Genomic DNA, 15,334 nt, shown 5'->3' with positions numbered 1-15,334 from the left:
TTTCCGGGAAAAGTGGCAACGGCTTTCCGGTTCGGAAACGCGACAAAAACAGATTTAGGGCAGCTCGCCGAGTTCCTGACTCCGTGAACTGCCCTATAGAGGACCGCCCGGCTTTGCAATCTTCGCCCTTCCTTCGCATCGGCAGTCGCGGCTCGGCGCTGGCGCTGGTCCAGGCCCGGCTGGTGCGCCGGCGGCTCGCCGCGGCGCATGGCGTGGCGGAAGACGCGATCGAAATACGCACCATCACCACCTCCGGCGACCGGCTGACCGAGGCGCCGCTCGGCGAGATGGGCGGCAAGGGGCTGTTTTCCAAGGAGATCGAGGGCGCGCTCGAGGCCGGCGAGATCGACCTGGGGGTGCATTCCTCCAAGGACATGGCGACGAAACTGCCGGCCGGGCTGGTGCTGGCCGCCTTCCTCGAGCGCGAGGACATCCGCGACGCCTTCGTGTCGCTGACCGCCAAATCCCTCGACGAGCTGCCGCCCGGCGCCCGGCTCGGCTCGTCGTCGCTGCGCCGCGCCGCGCAGATGCTGCGGGCCCGGCCCGACCTTGCGATCGTGCCGTTCCGCGGCAATGTCGACACCCGGCTGCGCAAGCTCGCCGAGGGCGTTGCCGATGCCACTTTGCTCGCCGTCGCCGGCCTCAACCGGCTCGGCCGGCAGCACGAGATAACGTCCTATCTCGACCCGGAACGGTTTCCGCCGGCGCCGGCGCAGGGCGCCATCGGCGTCGAAATCCGCGCCGACGATGCCCGCACCGCCGCGCTGATCGCGCCGCTCGACCACGCCCCGACGCAGGCCGCGGTACGCGCCGAACGGGCGCTGCTCGGCGCCCTCGACGGCTCCTGCCGCACCGCCATCGGCGCCCTGAGCCGCATCGACGGCGACACGTTGCAGCTCCGCGGCGAGATCCTGTCGCCCGACGGCCGCATCGCCATCGGCGGCAGCCATGCCGGCCCGCTTGCGGCGCCCGAGGCCGTCGGCCACGAACTCGGCCAAATGCTCCGCGACAAGGCCGGTTCAGACTTCTTCAAGCTCTTCCCCGCATAAGGGGTCGCGGGATGGTCACAATGCTCGTCACCCGGCCCGAACCCGATGCGAGCGAGACGGCTCGGCGGCTCAATGCCCTGGACATCGAGACCGTGATCGAACCGCTGCTCAGCGCCGAAACCCTGTCCACCAGCCTGCCGCCGGCGACTGGCTTCGCCGCCCTTGCGATCACCAGCGCCAACGCGCTCCGCGCGCTCGACCAGCGCGGCGACCTGCCGAAATATCGCGGCCTGCCGCTCTACGCCGTCGGCGACCGCACGGCGGATATGGCGCGCCGCCTCGGCTTTACCCGCGTCGCCAGCGCGGCGGGCAATTTCGGCGATCTGGTCGCGCTGCTGGCGCGGGCCGGCCTCGGCGGCCCGGTGCTCTATCCCGCGGCCCGGCATCAGGCCGGCGACCTCGGCAAGGCGCTCGCCCCGCACGGCATCATGGTCATCACCGCCGCCATCTACGACATGCGCCCCGCCGCCAGCCTCGGCGAGAGCACCCGCGCCGCCCTCGCCGCCGGCAGCATCGACGCCGCCCTGTTCTATTCCCGCCGCACCGCCGAAACCTTCGCCGCCCTCGCCGCCCCGCTCCGCGACCGATCGAAGCTCGGCCTGCTTTGTCTCAGCGAGGCCGTTGCGGCGCCGCTGGTGGCTGCCCATTTCGTGCGCGTGGCCCTCGCCGAGCACCCGAGCGAAGCCGCCATGATGGGCCTTGCCCTCTCTTTTGCCCGCGATCGAAACCCGGCATGATCGGCCAACCAGAGGATATCGTGTGATGGCTGACCGTTCCGGACCTGTGAAACCGCCGGTGATCGACCTCACCGCCCGCGCCGGCGGCCGCGCCGAAGGCGAAGCCAGGCCGTCGGGCGACGCCATGGGCACGCGCAGCGAAGCGGCGCGGGGTGCCTCGATGTTCGAGGGCGCCAACTGGCCGCTGCTGGGCGGCGTCGCCGTCGCCGGCGCGGTGCTCGGCACCGTCCTCACCTATTTGCTCGGCCTCGTGGTGCCGCTGCCTGCCCGCCTGCCGCAGCTGCCGCCCGACCTCACGGCCTTCGTCAACACCCAGGGCGAGCAGATCACCGCCTTGACCGACCAGATGGGCGGGCTGCAGACGTCCATCGCCGCCCTGCAGGATTTGACCAAGAAGACGCAGATCAGCCTCGATGCGACCATCGCCCAGCTCGACGGCGATATCGGCGCCGTCAACAAATCCATCGCCGAGCTGAAGGCGGCGATCCCCGCCCAGCCGGCTGTCGATCTCACCTCGCTGCAGACCGAGCTCAGGACGCTGAAGGCGCAGGTCGACGCCATCGCCGCCGGCGCGTCGGGCGCCGATGCCGGCGCCATGGCGCAAAGCCTCAGCGAGCTCGAGACCGGCGTCACCAGCCTCACCACCCGCCTCAACGGCGTCGACCAGACCGTGGCGGCGCTGCGCACCGACCTCGACGCCACGCGCAAGACCCTCAGCGACCACATCAGCGCCGCGCTGCCCAACGAGACCGGCCCCGCCATGAAGCTGCCGCTGATCCTGAGCGGCATCGAAAGCGCGCTCGACAGCGGCCGCCCCTTCGCCGAGGAGCTGGCGGCGCTCGCGGCGGTGCTCCCCGACCTCGCCATTCCCGACACGCTCAAGGCCGCCGCCGCCCACGGCCTCGACCGCCCCGACGCGCTGTTGCAGAAATTCGAGGCGACGCTGCCCGACATCCTCGCCGCCCGCAGCACCGCCAGCGGCGACTGGGTGCAGAACTCGCTCGACTGGGCCAAGGCGCTGCTGGCCCTGCGGCCCGCCGAGGAGCAGCAGGGCGACAGTCCCGAAGCCGTGGTGTCGCGCCTCGAAGGCGCCATGACGCGGCACGACTACACCGCCGCATCCGCGCTGCTCGCAACGCTGCCCGCCCCCATGCAGCAGGCCGCGGCGCCCGTCGCCGCCGACATCGCCGCGCACGCCGCCGCCGACAGGCTGGTCGCCGATCTGCGCAGCCGCGCCCTCAGCGCCACGGAGCCGAAATCGTGATCCGGCTCGCTACCTGGATCATCGTTTCACTGCTGGTCACCGCGCTCATCGCCTGGCTGGTGAGCCTGCCCGGCACCGTCATGATCGAAATTGCCGGCTACCGGATGCAGCCGCGCCTCGGCATGGCCGCCTTCCTCGTCGTCGCCGCGCTCGCCGCCGTGATCCTGGCCTGGAGCATCCTGCGCCGCATTCTTGATGCGCCGCGCTATTTCGCCAAGCTCAACCGCGACCGCCGCCGCGACCTCGGCGTCGCCGCCCTTTCCGACGGCTTCATCGCGCTGCAGGCGGGCGATCCCAACCGCGCCCGCGTGCTGGCGCGCGAGGCCCGCTCCAATTTGCCGCGCAACCACGCGGCGCAGCTGCTGGAAGCCCGTTCCGATCTGGCGCTCGGCGACATGCAGTCGGCGCGCGAGCATTATCGGGCCCTGATCAGCAACAAGAAGACCGCCGTCGCCGCCCTTGCCGGCCTCTACGAGCAGGCGCGCACCCAGGGGCGCACCGACGCCGCGCTCAGCTTCGCGCAGAAGGCGGTGGCGCTGGCGCCGCAGACCCGCTGGGCCTCCGACGCGGTGCTCGACGACCTGACCCGGCACGGCCGCTGGGAGGATGCGCTCGCCCGCGTCGCCGGCGAGACCGCAATCACCCGCGACGAGAAGATGACCAAGCGGCGCAAGCAGGCCGTGCTCGAGACCGCGCTGGCCCGCGAGATCGCCGAGACCAACCCGCTGGTGGCGCTCGACCACGCGCTGGTGGCGCTGAAGCTGGTCCCCGATTTCGTGCCGGCGGCGCTGATCGCGGCGCGCATCCAGTCCAACCGCGGCGAGACGCGGCGCGCGATGAGCCTGCTGCGCCGCGTCTGGCGCGCCACTTCGCATCCGCATGTGGCGACGCTCTATGCCAACGCCCAGCCCGGCGCCTCGGCCGCCGAGCGGCTGAAGCGCGCGCGCGAGCTGATCGATTCCCCGCCCGCCAACCTGCCGGCGGCGATCGTTCTCGCCCGCGCCGCCGTCGACGCCTATGACTGGTCGGCGGCCCGCGCCGCCCTCGCCGCCTATGTCGACAGCGAGCCCACCCAGGCCGTCTGCCTGCTGATGGCCGAGATCGAGGAGGGCCAGAACGCCGACCAGGGCAAGGCCCGCGAATGGCTGGCCCGCGCCGTGCGCGCTCCGCGCGATCCGGTCTGGGTCGCCGACGGCATCACCGCCGACGAATGGGAGCCGGTCTCGCCCGTCACCGGCGCCCTCGACGCCTTCGCCTGGCGCGTGCCGCTCAGCGCCGTCAACGGCAGGCCCGAGCCGCTGCCCCCCGGCAGCACCGCCCTGCCGGTGCCGGCGCCCGAAACTGGGCTTGCACCCACCTCAACCGCTCAGTAAAAGACCCGCGCTTCGTGAGGCCATCGGCCGCCGCGGCGCGCCGCATTAGCTCAGTTGGTAGAGCACGTCATTCGTAATGATGGGGTCGCTGGTTCAAATCCGGCATGCGGCACCATTTTCTCACATATCGCGGTTGGACGATCGGGCGCCCTTTGCGACCGATCGGCCAGAGCAAAAGCAAGGAAACCGCCCGCGGTTGGACGATCGGGCGCCCTTTGCGGCCGATCGTCCAGAGCAAAAGCAAGGAAACCGCCCGCGGTTGGACGATCGGGCGCCCTCGCGACCGATCGGCCAGAGCGCAAACCGGGAAACTGCCCGCGGTTGGACGATCGGGCGCCCTCGCGACCGATCGGCCAGAGCGCAAACCGGGAAACTGCCCGCGGTTGGACGATCGGGCGCCCTTTCGGCCGATCGGCCAGAGCAAGAGCAAGAGCAAGGAAGTTGCGCCGCCCGGCGAAGGACCGGGGCAGAGGCGCCACCCCGGCCCTTCTCGAGCGTCCACCTCGACCGGCCCGGGATGGAAGCTCTTGGGGGGACGGCTGCCGGGTCGGTTGCTCCTCTTGGTCCGGCGGCTTTGCCCTGGGCTGTCACCAACCTTAATTCGCTGTAAGGGCGCCGGCGCCCTGGCCCCGGGCGCTGCGGCCGGCGCAACCCGCCGGTCGTTTGCCGCGTTGTTTCGGCCGACAACCACCGGATTGCACGAGCGCTCCCCGCGCCTCGGCCGGGCCCTTTGGGCCGGCATGGGCTGTTGCGCGCCGTCGGCCGGACGAAACCGGAAGGACCGCTCCAATGCGCAAATCAGAGATCGATCATTTGCTGGAAGTCGCCGTCGCGCGGGCGCTCGGCGTCAAGCTGCCGCATCTGCGGACCGCGATGCGGCCGGCCCGCAAGGCCCGCCAGCATCGCGCCGTCAAGCAGGCGGCCTGATCAGGCCTCTGCCGCCGGCCCGTCCAGCACCAGCCGCGCCGTCGGATGGATCCACAGCGGCGCCTGGTGCGGCGGCGCGAAGATGCGCTGCCGCTCCTCCTCGGTGGAATCGAAGAACGGATAGCGCCGGATCAGCTTGGGATAGACCACCGGGCAGTCGCAGGTCCACATTTCCATCGGAAAGGCGAGGCCGTGGTAATAGCGCGCCTCGCCGAGCTGCGTCGAATTGAAGATGCGGCGATAGAACGCCACGTGCTCGGGCCGCACCGTCGACAGGCAAGAGTTCACCCGGAAGTGCCAGGTCGCCATCACCGCGATCCGCAGCGTCAGGAACGGCAGCGCCGGATAGGCGAGGCTCGCCTCGAGATCGGCGGTGAAGCGGCCCGGATCGATCAGCGTGTGCCCCGCCTCGATCAGCGGATCGAGGATGTCGGGAAACACCGAATAGGACGGCGACATCCGATGCTCGCGCGTCAGATGGTGCAGCCGGAGCGAGCTCACCAACTGGCCGTCGATATAGACGCCGTAGCAATAGCTGTTGGGCAGGTCGTCGAACTCGTCGCGCACCATGCCGCCGGGGCTGAACGGCACGAATTCCTCGCGCCGGTAGGCCTCGTATCGAAGTTTGTAAACCGGGTCGAACTGCTCGTTCTGCGGCACGCGCCGGTATTCGACGCGGTCCAGAATATCGATCAAAGTACCAATAAAATTCGACGCAGAAGCGACTTGGTTCTGAGCTGCCGCACTCATCACTCATATCCCCAAAACCTAAGGACATGTGTAACGCTTTCTTAAGCATGATAGAACCACCCAAAATGATGGATGTCCCTGCGCCGGCTGCAAAGCGGCCATCGCAGATGTCATTTTTCAATTGGGGCGGAAGAGGTTAACCGATCTTAACCATGCTGGCGGATTCGTAAATCCTGGGCCGGGGCGGCGGCCCCGTCCATGCGCTCGATCAGCTCGGCGATCTCGCGCCTGGGCAGCGGCACCCCGAACAGATAGCCCTGGATCTGGTCGACCTTGGTGTGCGCCTGGATCAGCGCCAATTGCTCCTCGGTCTCGACGCCCTCGGCGGTGACCGTGAGGTTGATGTCCTTGCCCAGCTGCGCCACGTTGGAAAGCAGTTTCAGCGAGCGCGGATTGGACGTGATGTCCATGACGAAGCTGCGGTCGACCTTGAGCTTGGTGAAGGGCAGCGCCTGCAGATAGCTCAGCGACGAATAGCCGGTGCCGAAATCGTCGAGGGCGATGCCGATGCCGCGCTTGCCCAGCGCCGACAGGATCTTGGTCGCCGCCTCCCGCTCCTCGATCAGCGCCGTCTCGGTGACCTCGACCTCGAGCCGGTGCGCCGGCAGGCCGCTCGCCGCCAGCGCCTGGTTGACCATGTCCTCGACGTCGTCGTTGCGGAAATCGCGGGCCGAGACGTTGACCGACACCGAAATGTCGTTGGGCCAGTTGCGGCATTCGGCGGCCGCCGCCTTCAGCGCCCAGCGGGTGATGGCCGAGATCAGCCCGGTCTCCTCGGCCACCGGGATGAACAGGCTGGGCGGAATGGTGCCCAGCGTCGGATGCGTCCAGCGCGCCAGCGCCTCGCAGGCCACCACCTTGCGCGATTTGAGGTCGATCAGCGGCTGGAAGGCCAGCGTCAGCCCGTTGGCCTCGACGCAGGCCTTGAGCTCGGTCTTGAGCCGCTGCCGATAGCGGTAGGCGGTGTCCATCTCGTCGTGGAACACCTGGTACTGCGCCTTGCCGTTGCCCTTGGCCTTGTAGAGCGCCAGGTCGGCCTTGGTCATCATGCCGTCGAGCTCCTCCTCCGGATCGGAGGAGGCGACCACGCCGACCGACACCGCGGTCGACAGGCTTTCGCCCATGATCGAGAACGGCGGCTTGAACGCCGCAAGGATCGACTCGGCGTCGGCATGCATGTCGGCCGGCTCGACCTCGCCATGGCGATAGACGATGAACTCGTCGCCGCCCAGCCGCGCCAGCAGGCTGTTGACCCCCAGCGCCGCCTTCAGCCGGTCGGCGGCCTCGACCAGCAGCCGGTCGCCGACCAGATGTCCGGCGGTGTCGTTGACGTGCTTGAAATCGTCGATGTCGACGATCATCAGCGTCACCGTCTCGCGGCTCTTGTGCACGCGGCGGCGCTCCAGATGCGCCCCCACCTGCTGGGCGAAATAGCCGCGGTTGGGCAGCCCGGTCAGCGCGTCGAAATGCGCCATGAAATTGATGCGCTCTTCGGCGCGCACGCGCTCGGTGATGTCCTCGAACAGCAGCACCACCTTGTCCTGCCGCGAGCTCACCGTGACTTCGGTGTAGCGCTCGTTGGCGAGCCTGAGGATCACCTTGCCGCTGCGCTGGCCGTTGACCACCTGCAGCAGCTCCTCTGCCGAACGCTGCGGGATGGTGCCGCGGCTCGCCGCCTGCGCGATCAGCGCCGCGAACGGCCGGCCGACCCAATTGCCCGGGGCGAAATGATCGAAGATCTCCTCGGCCTCGCCGTTGACCACCGCCACGAGCCCCGCGGCGTCGAGCATCACCAGGCCGTGGTTCATGGTGTCGAGCGCCGTATCGAGCTCGACCGCCAGCCGGCTGGCTTCGACGCGCGCATGCACCGAGGCGAGCAGCACGTGCCGCGTGTCGCTGGCGAGGAAGCGGAACGACACCAGCATCGGCAGCAGCAGGAAGGCCAGGATCGGATGATAGATGTCGAGCTTCCACAACAGCCCGAACGACACCATCACCACCGCGATCCAGAGCTGGATCGACAGCATGCGGTCGAGGCCGAAATTGCGCGCCACGACGCCGACCATGCAGGCGATGGTGACCGTCATCGAGATCAGCTCGGCCGCCGGATCGGACACGAACACGAAGCTGCAAATGCACCACGCACCGCAGGCGAAGGCGAAGGCCGAGGCGTAATAGGTGGCCTCGAGCTCCCAGCGCTGCGCCGCCGCGACGTCGGTGGGCCCGATATTGGTCTTGAGGAAGCGCGTCATCGAGACGAAACGCAGCACGCCGATGATCACGAAGGCGGCGGCGATGACGCTGAGGCCGAGCGAGCCGGTCTTGAATGCACACGCGCCGGCGCCGATGGCGCACGCCAGTGCGCCAAGGATCATCGCCCGGCGATCCTTGTACACCGAGGTGACGATCGACACGTAGTCGATCGCCGGCATCGTTTTGCTTGCTGCTTCGAACATGCAATCCCGTCTGTTGGGGGAAAAGCATGCCGAAAAGCTGTTAATGCCGCATTTCGAGGCCGTCCCCGAGCGCCGAAAACCGGGCGGGAGGCGCCACGGGGGCCGGCAATCGGCGCAAATGGTTTATGGAGCGTTCGGCAAATTGCTGCCAATTGTCCCGATCGGCCGGGCCGGCGAGGGCCGGACGCCGCCGGCTCCGGCCTCTGGCACGCGCCACTAGCCCAGCCGGCGCAGCGTCTTGCGCAGCGCCTTGGCGCCTTTCTTGCCCAGCGCCGCCCGCGCCTCCGCCTCGATCTCGGCCAGCACCGCCCGCCGCTCGGCGAGGTTCCTGAGACCAAGCTCCGTTAACACGATATATCGCACCCGCTTGTCGCCGGGATCGACCTCGCGCCGCAGCACGCCGTGCCGCTCGAGCTGGTCGAGCGCCTGCTGCACCGCCTGCTTGCTGAGCCCGGTGCGGGCGGCGAGCACGGCTTGCGGCGCCCCCTCCGGCGGCAGATGGTCAAGCAGGTCGCCGATCGCCGTCAGGTGCCAGGCAAAGCCGCGCCGCGCCATTTCCTGCCGGTAGTGCAGGCGCCAGGCCTCGGCGAGGCGACAGACCGCGCTGAACAGGCTTTTGCCGGATTGGGGCGGGTCGTCTAGCATCTTGACGAGAGTGACGGCAGGTGCGCCGCGGGTCAAGCGGAACGCCCGCCGTGCCGCGGCATTGCATGGAGAGGAGACGCACGATGACCGAGAGGCTCGACACCGCCGCCCGCGACGCGGCGCTCGCAACGCTCGCCGGATGGAGCTTCGATGCCGCCGCCGACGCGCTGGTCCGCGACCTGAAGTTCAAGGATTTTTCGGAGGCGTTCGCCTTCATGACCCGCGTGGCGCTGCTGGCGGAGGCGGCGAACCACCACCCCGAATGGTCGAACGTCTACAACCGGGTGAACATCCGCCTGCGCACCCACGACGCCGGCGGCGTGACGCAAAAGGATGTCGACCTCGCCGCCGCCATCGCGAGGCTCATTTGAAATTCCGCCCCCGCGGCAACGCCGCCCGCGCCTGCCGCGCAGCGGCATCCTCCTGCTTGAGCTGCGGCAACCGGTAGGCCGGCGTCGTATCGAGCGTGCCTTCGTCGCCATGGGCAAGCGATGCATCGCCCAGCCCATAGCCGTTTGCGAGGCTGGTCAGTTCGCCCGTCAGGTCGGTGAAGCTCTCGGCCACGACGTGGACGACATCGCCCTCGATCTGCAGCTTGCCGCGCACCGCCATCACCCGGGAGGCAAGGATGGTGCGCCGGTGCACGCCGAAGACCTTCGACCAGATGACGATATTGGCGATGCCCGTCTCGTCTTCCAGCGTGGCGAACACCACGCCGCTGGCGGTTCCCGGCCGCTGCCGGACCAGCACCAGGCCGGCGACCTCGATGCGCTGCCCGTTGCGGCAGGCCTTGAGATCGGCGCAGCGCACCACCCGGCGCGCCTCGAGCTTGCGGCGCAAAAAGCTCATCGGATGGCTCTTGAGCGAGAACGACATGGTCCGATAATCGTGCACCACGTCCTCGCCATGCGACATCGGCGGCAGATCCGGATCGGCCTCGCTGTGCACGGCCAGACGTCCCTGCGGGCGGAACAGGTCGAGCCCGGCGGCGCCCTCCGCCCCCTCCGCGCCCTTGAGGCCGCGGACCGCCCATAGCGCCTTGCGCCGGTTGAGGCCGAGCGAGCGGAAAGCGTCGGCGTCGGCCAGCTTTTCGAGCGCGGCGATCGGCAGCCCGGTCCGGCTCCACAGGTCGCGCACCGAGCCATAGCCCGATCCGCGCCGCGCCATCAGCCGCATCGCATGCTCCTGCTTGAGGCCGCCGACCTCGCGGAAACCGAGGCGAACGGCCTTGTCCGACCAGATATGCGCGCGCATCTGCTGGTGCCGCGTCCACGCCCGCGGGCCGGCATGGGGGCCGGCTTCCAGCACGCTCCAATAGTCGGAGTGGTTGATGTCGACCGGCCGCACCTCGACGCCATGTTCGATGGCATCGCGGATGAGCTGCGCCGGCGCATAAAATCCCATCGGCTGGCTGTCGAGCAGTGCCGCGAGGAACACGTCCGGATAGTGGCATTTCAGCCAGCACGAGACATAGACCAGCAAGGCGAAGGACGCCGCATGGCTTTCGGGAAAGCCGTAGGACCCGAAGCCTTCGATCTGCTTGAAGCAGGCCTCGGCAAAATCCGCCGGATAGCCGTTGGCCTTCATTCCCGACAGGAATTTCTCGCGGAATGCGCCCACGCCACCGGTGCGCTTGAACGTGGCCATCGACCGCCGCAGCCGGTCCGCCTCGCCCGGGCTGAACCCGGCGCCCTTGACCGCGATCTGCATCGCCTGTTCCTGGAACAGCGGTACACCCATGGTCTTGCCGAGCACCGCCTCCAGTTCGGGCGACGGATAGGTGACGGTTTCCTTGCCCAGCCGCCGCTTGAGATAGGGATGCACCATGCCACCCTGGATCGGGCCCGGCCGCACGATCGCCACCTCGATGACGAGATCGTAGAATTCCGTCGGCCTGAGCCGCGGCAGCATCGACATCTGCGCCCGGCTCTCGATCTGGAACACGCCGATGGTGTCGGCCCGGTGCGTCATGTCGAACACCGGCTTGGCCACCTCCGGGTGATCATGCGCTTCAGCGAGCAATTCGGTCATCTGCACGTCGCGTTTGTAGCACATGTGCATGAGGTCGAAGGCGCGGCGCAGGCAGGTGAGCATGCCCAGCGCCAGCACGTCGACCTTGAGGATGCCGAGCGCGTCGATATCGTCCTTGTTCCACTCGATGATGGTGCGGCTGTCCATCGCCGATTTGCTGATCGGCACCAGCCGGTCGAGCTCGTCGCGGGTGATGACGAAGCCGCCCACATGCTGGCTCAGATGCCGCGGAAAGCCATGCAGTTCCTGCGCACATTCCAGCACCATGCCGAGCAGCGGATCGGCGGGATCGAGCCCGAGCGCCCGCACGTCCTCGTGCTCCGGACTGCTGTCCCAGCCCCAGTGCAGGCGGTTGATGGCATCGATCGTGTCGTCCGACAGGCCGAACACCTTGGCGGTCTCGCGCAGGGCGCCGCGCGAACGGTAGGTGACCACATTGGCGGTCAGGCCGGTGTGGTTGCCGCCATATTTGGCATAGACGTACTGCATTACCTCTTCGCGCCGCTCGTGCTCGAAATCGACATCGATGTCGGGTGGCTCGTCACGCTCGGTGGAAAGGAAGCGGCCGAAGACGAGGTCGACCTTTTCCGGGTTCACCTCGGTGATGCCCAGGCAGAAGCACACCACCGAATTGGCCGCCGAGCCCCGGCCCTGGCAGAGGATCTTAAGCTCCTCCCGGGCATGCCGGACGATGTCGTGCACGGTGAGGAAATACGGAGCGTAGCCCTTCTCCGCGATCAGGGTGAGTTCCGCCACGAGCTGGGTCTTGACCTCTTCCGGAACAGCGTTCTCGAACCGCGCTTGCGCCCCTTCCCAGGTCAGGCGTTCCAGCGTCTGCTGCGTGGTTTCGGCGCCGATCTGCTCGGTCGGATAATTGTATTTGAGCTGATCGAGGCTGAAGTCGATGCGGGCGGCGAACCGCTCGGTCTCGGCGACCGCCTGCGGGTGCTCGCGGAACAGCCGCAGCATTTCCGCCGGCGTCTTGAGGTGCCGCTCGGCATTGGCCTCGAGCCGCCGGCCGGCCGCCTCGATGCTCATGTGCTCGCGGATGCAGGTGACGACGTCCTGCAGCACGCGGCGCCCCGGCTCGTGATAGAGCACATCGTTGCTGGCGAGCATCGGCACGCCGGTGCGATGGGCGAGGTCGGCGAGGCGATTGAGCCGTTCCCGGTCGCTGCCGGCAAAGCGGCAGGCCGCCCCGAGCCACACCCGCCCCGGGCAATGCGCCGCCAGCCGCCGCAGCACGGCTTCGGTTCCGGCCCAGTCGGTTTCGTCGGGCATCAGGATGAAGAGCTGCCCCTGGGTGAAATCCTCGGCGCAGATATCGACCACTTTCGCCCGCGACAGGGCCGGCGCCAGATCGTCGAAGACCAGCCGGCAATTGCCCTTCTCGCCCTCCTTGTGCAGATTGCCCAGGCTGATCAGCTTGCACAGCCGCCCATAGGCGTCGCGGTCGGAAGGGTAGGCGACGAGGTCGGGCGTGCCGTCGGCAAAGCCGAGCCGCGTGCCCACCAGATAGCGGAACCCTTGCGGCGGTCTGGGCTCCATGTCGCGCAGGCCGACATAGGCCCGCACCACCCCGGCGAAGCTGTTGCGGTCGGCAAGGCCGAACCCCTTGAGCCCGAGCACGCCCGCGGCGATCGCCAGTTCCTCGGGATGCGAGCCGCCGCGCAGGAACGAAAAGTTCGAGGTCGAGACCAGCTCGATATAGCCGGGGGATGCGGCGCTCATGAAAAGAACCCCTGCAGGAACCAGCGCGGCGTCTCGGCGACTCCGTAGAGGCCGAGGCGGAACAGCCAGAAGCGCCGCCCGCCATCGTCCTCGACGACATAATAGTCGCGCGTGCTGCGCCCCTCCTCGAAATAGAGCGTGCGGCTCCTGTCGGCGCTGGCCGCTTCGATGCTGCCCGGCGTCAACTGCAGCTTCCGGCCGGTGCGGTGCCATTCGTCGCTGATCCGCTCCGGCCCGGAGGCCTTGACGAAGCGGTAATTGACCCGCCGCCAGGTCATGCCGGCCGGCGGCGCATCGGGCACTTCGGCGATGACGGTGATCTGCTCGGGCTGCGGCAGCAGCCGCATCGGACGCGGCACCGTGAGCGGCGGCGCCTCCGGGCCGGCGGGAGAGGCTGCGATCGCCGGCTCGAGCACCACGGCACGCTCGGGGATGTAGCTGTTGACCGGCCTGGCGCGGACCACCGCCAGCGCCCCCAGCCGGCTGCTCATCACATCGTAAAGGCGGTCGAGGCTCTGCGAGCCGGTGTCGACGCCGAAGGCGCCGGTCTGGGTGGGCGCCAGCGGCAAGATCGAGCTGGCCCCGAGCCGGATCATGTCGATGCCGAAACCGGCATCGTATTCCGCCCCCAGCCGCTCGGCGCGATGCGCGAACAGGCGGGCGATATGATGCGCATCGCGCGTCGCCCGCGCCGCATTGACCGACAGCGTCATCACCTTGTGGTCGACGCGATAGAGGAAGAGGTGGAAGCTCTGCGCGCCGATGCCTTCCCCCTGGAGGCGGGACGCAAGCTGCACCGCCAGGTCGTGCGTGCACATCAGCACGTCGTCGATGAGTCCGATCGGTTCGGCGAAGCGATGCTCGGCGAACCGATCGGCGACCGGCAGGCGCGGATCGAGCTTTTCTTCGATCCACCCCAGCGCCTGGTCGAACCGCAACAGGAACGACACTCCAAACCGCGCCTGCATGCTCTTGCGGTCGCGCTCGAAGAGCTGGCTGATGCGCTTGAGGCCGAGCTGCACGAGCCTGTCGGCCTGCGCCGGCTCGAGCCGCAGCGCCGCGACCGGCAGCGGCCGCAGCGCCTCGGCCTCGTGGCCCGCCGGCACGATCCGCCCCGGGGCGAAATGGGCGATGGCCCAGGCGGCGCCGATGGTCGAGGCGATGGCGCCCTGGGTGGAAAAGCCCAGTCGTCGCAGGCGGCCGACCAGCCTTTCGAGCATCGCCGCTTCGCCGCCGAACAGATGGCTGACCCCGGTGATATCGAGGCAGAGATCGCCATAGGCCTCCGCATGGGTCAGCACCGACACGATCGGCGAGGCGTTGGAATGCCAGTCGGCGAAATCGGCGAAAAGCTGCGTCAGGTGCAGCCGGTCGATCTCGCGCGCCTCGAGCCCGGGCACCATGGCGCGCGCATCCGACAGCGACTGCCCGGCAGCGAGCCCGAGCCCCGTCGCGGCCGCATCGACCGCCACCAGCCGCATCGCGCCCTTGTGCTTTTCCCACAGCGCCAGCGGCCGGCCGGAAGCGGCGAGCGCCGGCTCAGCCCGCTTGAGACAATCGGTCGCCCAGCGCGGCAGCGTCAGCATCAGGTAGCGCCGCGACGGCGGGAACAGCGGGGCGGTCGGTGCCGGACCGGCCGCTGCCGGAAGTGTCGTCTGCCAACGCGAAACCATGGTCCGTCCAGTCCACCAGATACTCCTCGCCCTCGGTGCCGCGCCGCCGCGGATCGAGGCTGCCCTTCTCCAGCACCACCCGCCAGCGCGGCGGGCCGGGCGCCCGCTCGTCGAACGGCGGCGGGGCGCTGGGAGCGGGCAGCACCCGCCAGCGATAGCGGGCGGCGCTGGCCTCGCGGGCGCGGCCATAGCGCACCAGCAGCACCGCCCCGGCAGACGCCGCGCTGCGCAGCGCCAGCCGCCGCGAGGCGGTGAAATCGAGCGCCTTGTGCGCATAGGCGATGTCGGCCACCACCGCGCCCACCGCCCGGCAGGCCACCGCCTCCTCGATGGCCCACAACAGCTCGACGATGCTGCCGGTGCGGATCAGGACGATCGCCTCGCTGTCGAGCCCGAAATTCTGGAGCCCGAGCCCGTAGGGCAGGCCCAGCTCCTGCGCGTCGGCCTTGAGCTGCAGGATGAGCAGCCCCGGCCGTGCCGGCTGCAGCAGGCCGCGCGCCTGCGCCAAGGCGAAGCCCAGCGCCGCCCCGCTATCGGCGAGGCCGTCGGCGAACACCTCGTGCAGCGCGCCGCGCGGCGTCGCCAAAAGGCCCTGCGGCCGCGGCCCGGCCTCGAAATCCTTGAGCACCGGCTGGGCTTCGAGGGCGGCGACCTGCTGCTTCAGGGTCGCGAGAGTTTGCGCTTTGCCCAGCATGGGG

General features: G+C 69.0%; 12 protein-coding genes and 1 tRNA gene. 7 read left to right on the top strand and 6 right to left on the bottom strand.

Going from position 1 to position 15,334, the window contains the following annotated elements; genetic code table 11:
* The first annotated feature begins 113 nt into the window (after nucleotides 1–113).
* The 6 genes from hemC to BGO82_RS00960 all read left to right on the top strand — a co-directional run bounded on the left by hemC (nucleotide 114) and on the right by BGO82_RS00960 (nucleotide 5,350).
* Nucleotides 114–1,049 carry a hydroxymethylbilane synthase gene (hemC, locus tag BGO82_RS00985; RefSeq protein ID WP_291303674.1) on the top strand — a complete coding sequence of 312 codons (936 nt, stop codon included), beginning with the start codon at nucleotides 114–116 and terminating at the stop codon, nucleotides 1,047–1,049.
* Between the two features lie 11 nt (nucleotides 1,050–1,060).
* Complete coding sequence (locus BGO82_RS00980; RefSeq protein WP_291303673.1) at nucleotides 1,061–1,786, top strand: uroporphyrinogen-III synthase; 726 nt, start codon at nucleotides 1,061–1,063, stop codon at nucleotides 1,784–1,786.
* 25 nt (nucleotides 1,787–1,811) lie between these two features.
* Nucleotides 1,812–3,050: a hypothetical protein gene (locus BGO82_RS00975; RefSeq protein WP_291303672.1), complete on the top strand. Its 1,239-nt coding sequence runs from the start codon at nucleotides 1,812–1,814 to the stop codon at nucleotides 3,048–3,050.
* A complete protein-coding gene (locus BGO82_RS00970) occupies nucleotides 3,047–4,423 on the top strand; it encodes a heme biosynthesis HemY N-terminal domain-containing protein (RefSeq protein WP_291303671.1) in 1,377 nt (458 codons plus the stop codon). Before BGO82_RS00975 ends, BGO82_RS00970 begins: the two co-directional genes overlap by 4 nt.
* A gap of 39 nt (nucleotides 4,424–4,462) precedes the next feature.
* Nucleotides 4,463–4,538 (top strand) — tRNA-Thr (locus BGO82_RS00965).
* A gap of 674 nt (nucleotides 4,539–5,212) precedes the next feature.
* On the top strand, nucleotides 5,213–5,350 hold the full coding sequence (locus BGO82_RS00960) for a hypothetical protein (RefSeq protein ID WP_291303670.1): 138 nt from the start codon (nucleotides 5,213–5,215) through the stop codon (nucleotides 5,348–5,350).
* Here the strand turns inward: BGO82_RS00960 and BGO82_RS00955 are convergent, their stop codons facing one another.
* The 3 genes from BGO82_RS00955 to BGO82_RS00945 all read right to left on the bottom strand — a co-directional run bounded on the left by BGO82_RS00955 (nucleotide 5,351) and on the right by BGO82_RS00945 (nucleotide 9,237).
* Nucleotides 5,351–6,046: an acyl-homoserine-lactone synthase gene (locus BGO82_RS00955; RefSeq protein ID WP_291303669.1), complete on the bottom strand. Its 696-nt coding sequence runs from the start codon at nucleotides 6,044–6,046 to the stop codon at nucleotides 5,351–5,353.
* A 200-nt stretch (nucleotides 6,047–6,246) separates the two neighbouring features.
* Nucleotides 6,247–8,556, bottom strand: coding sequence for an EAL domain-containing protein (locus tag BGO82_RS00950; RefSeq protein ID WP_291303668.1), 2,310 nt, complete (start codon nucleotides 8,554–8,556; stop codon nucleotides 6,247–6,249).
* Between the two features lie 216 nt (nucleotides 8,557–8,772).
* On the bottom strand, nucleotides 8,773–9,237 hold the full coding sequence (locus tag BGO82_RS00945; protein WP_291303667.1) for a MarR family transcriptional regulator: 465 nt from the start codon (nucleotides 9,235–9,237) through the stop codon (nucleotides 8,773–8,775).
* 47 nt (nucleotides 9,238–9,284) lie between these two features.
* Here BGO82_RS00945 and BGO82_RS00940 point away from each other — a divergent pair, with 47 nt between their 5' ends.
* Entirely contained in the window at nucleotides 9,285–9,572 is a 288-nt protein-coding gene (locus BGO82_RS00940; RefSeq protein ID WP_291303666.1) for a 4a-hydroxytetrahydrobiopterin dehydratase, read from the top strand.
* Here BGO82_RS00940 and BGO82_RS00935 read toward each other — a convergent pair.
* The 3 genes from BGO82_RS00935 to BGO82_RS00925 are packed head-to-tail and all read right to left on the bottom strand — an operon-like array spanning nucleotide 9,565 to nucleotide 15,330.
* The gene (locus BGO82_RS00935) at nucleotides 9,565–12,963 is read right to left on the bottom strand and encodes an error-prone DNA polymerase (RefSeq protein WP_291303665.1); all 3,399 of its coding nucleotides are present in this window, start codon (nucleotides 12,961–12,963) and stop codon (nucleotides 9,565–9,567) included. The two genes, BGO82_RS00940 and BGO82_RS00935, sit on opposite strands and share 8 nt — an antisense overlap.
* The gene (locus tag BGO82_RS00930; protein WP_291303664.1) at nucleotides 12,960–14,549 is read right to left on the bottom strand and encodes a DNA polymerase Y family protein; all 1,590 of its coding nucleotides are present in this window, start codon (nucleotides 14,547–14,549) and stop codon (nucleotides 12,960–12,962) included. The genes BGO82_RS00935 and BGO82_RS00930 overlap by 4 nt, the downstream gene beginning before the upstream one ends.
* Nucleotides 14,503–15,330, bottom strand: a complete 828-nt coding sequence (locus BGO82_RS00925) for a hypothetical protein (RefSeq protein WP_291303663.1) — start codon at nucleotides 15,328–15,330, stop codon at nucleotides 14,503–14,505. The genes BGO82_RS00930 and BGO82_RS00925 overlap by 47 nt, the downstream gene beginning before the upstream one ends.
* Nucleotides 15,331–15,334 lie beyond the last annotated feature (4 nt).

The sequence above is a fragment of the Devosia sp. 67-54 genome, from assembly GCF_001899075.1.
In the GTDB taxonomy this organism is placed as follows: domain Bacteria; phylum Pseudomonadota; class Alphaproteobacteria; order Rhizobiales; family Devosiaceae; genus Devosia_A.
Note: the sequence above shows the minus strand (reverse complement) of the source record. Positions and strands in the feature narration are given on the sequence as shown.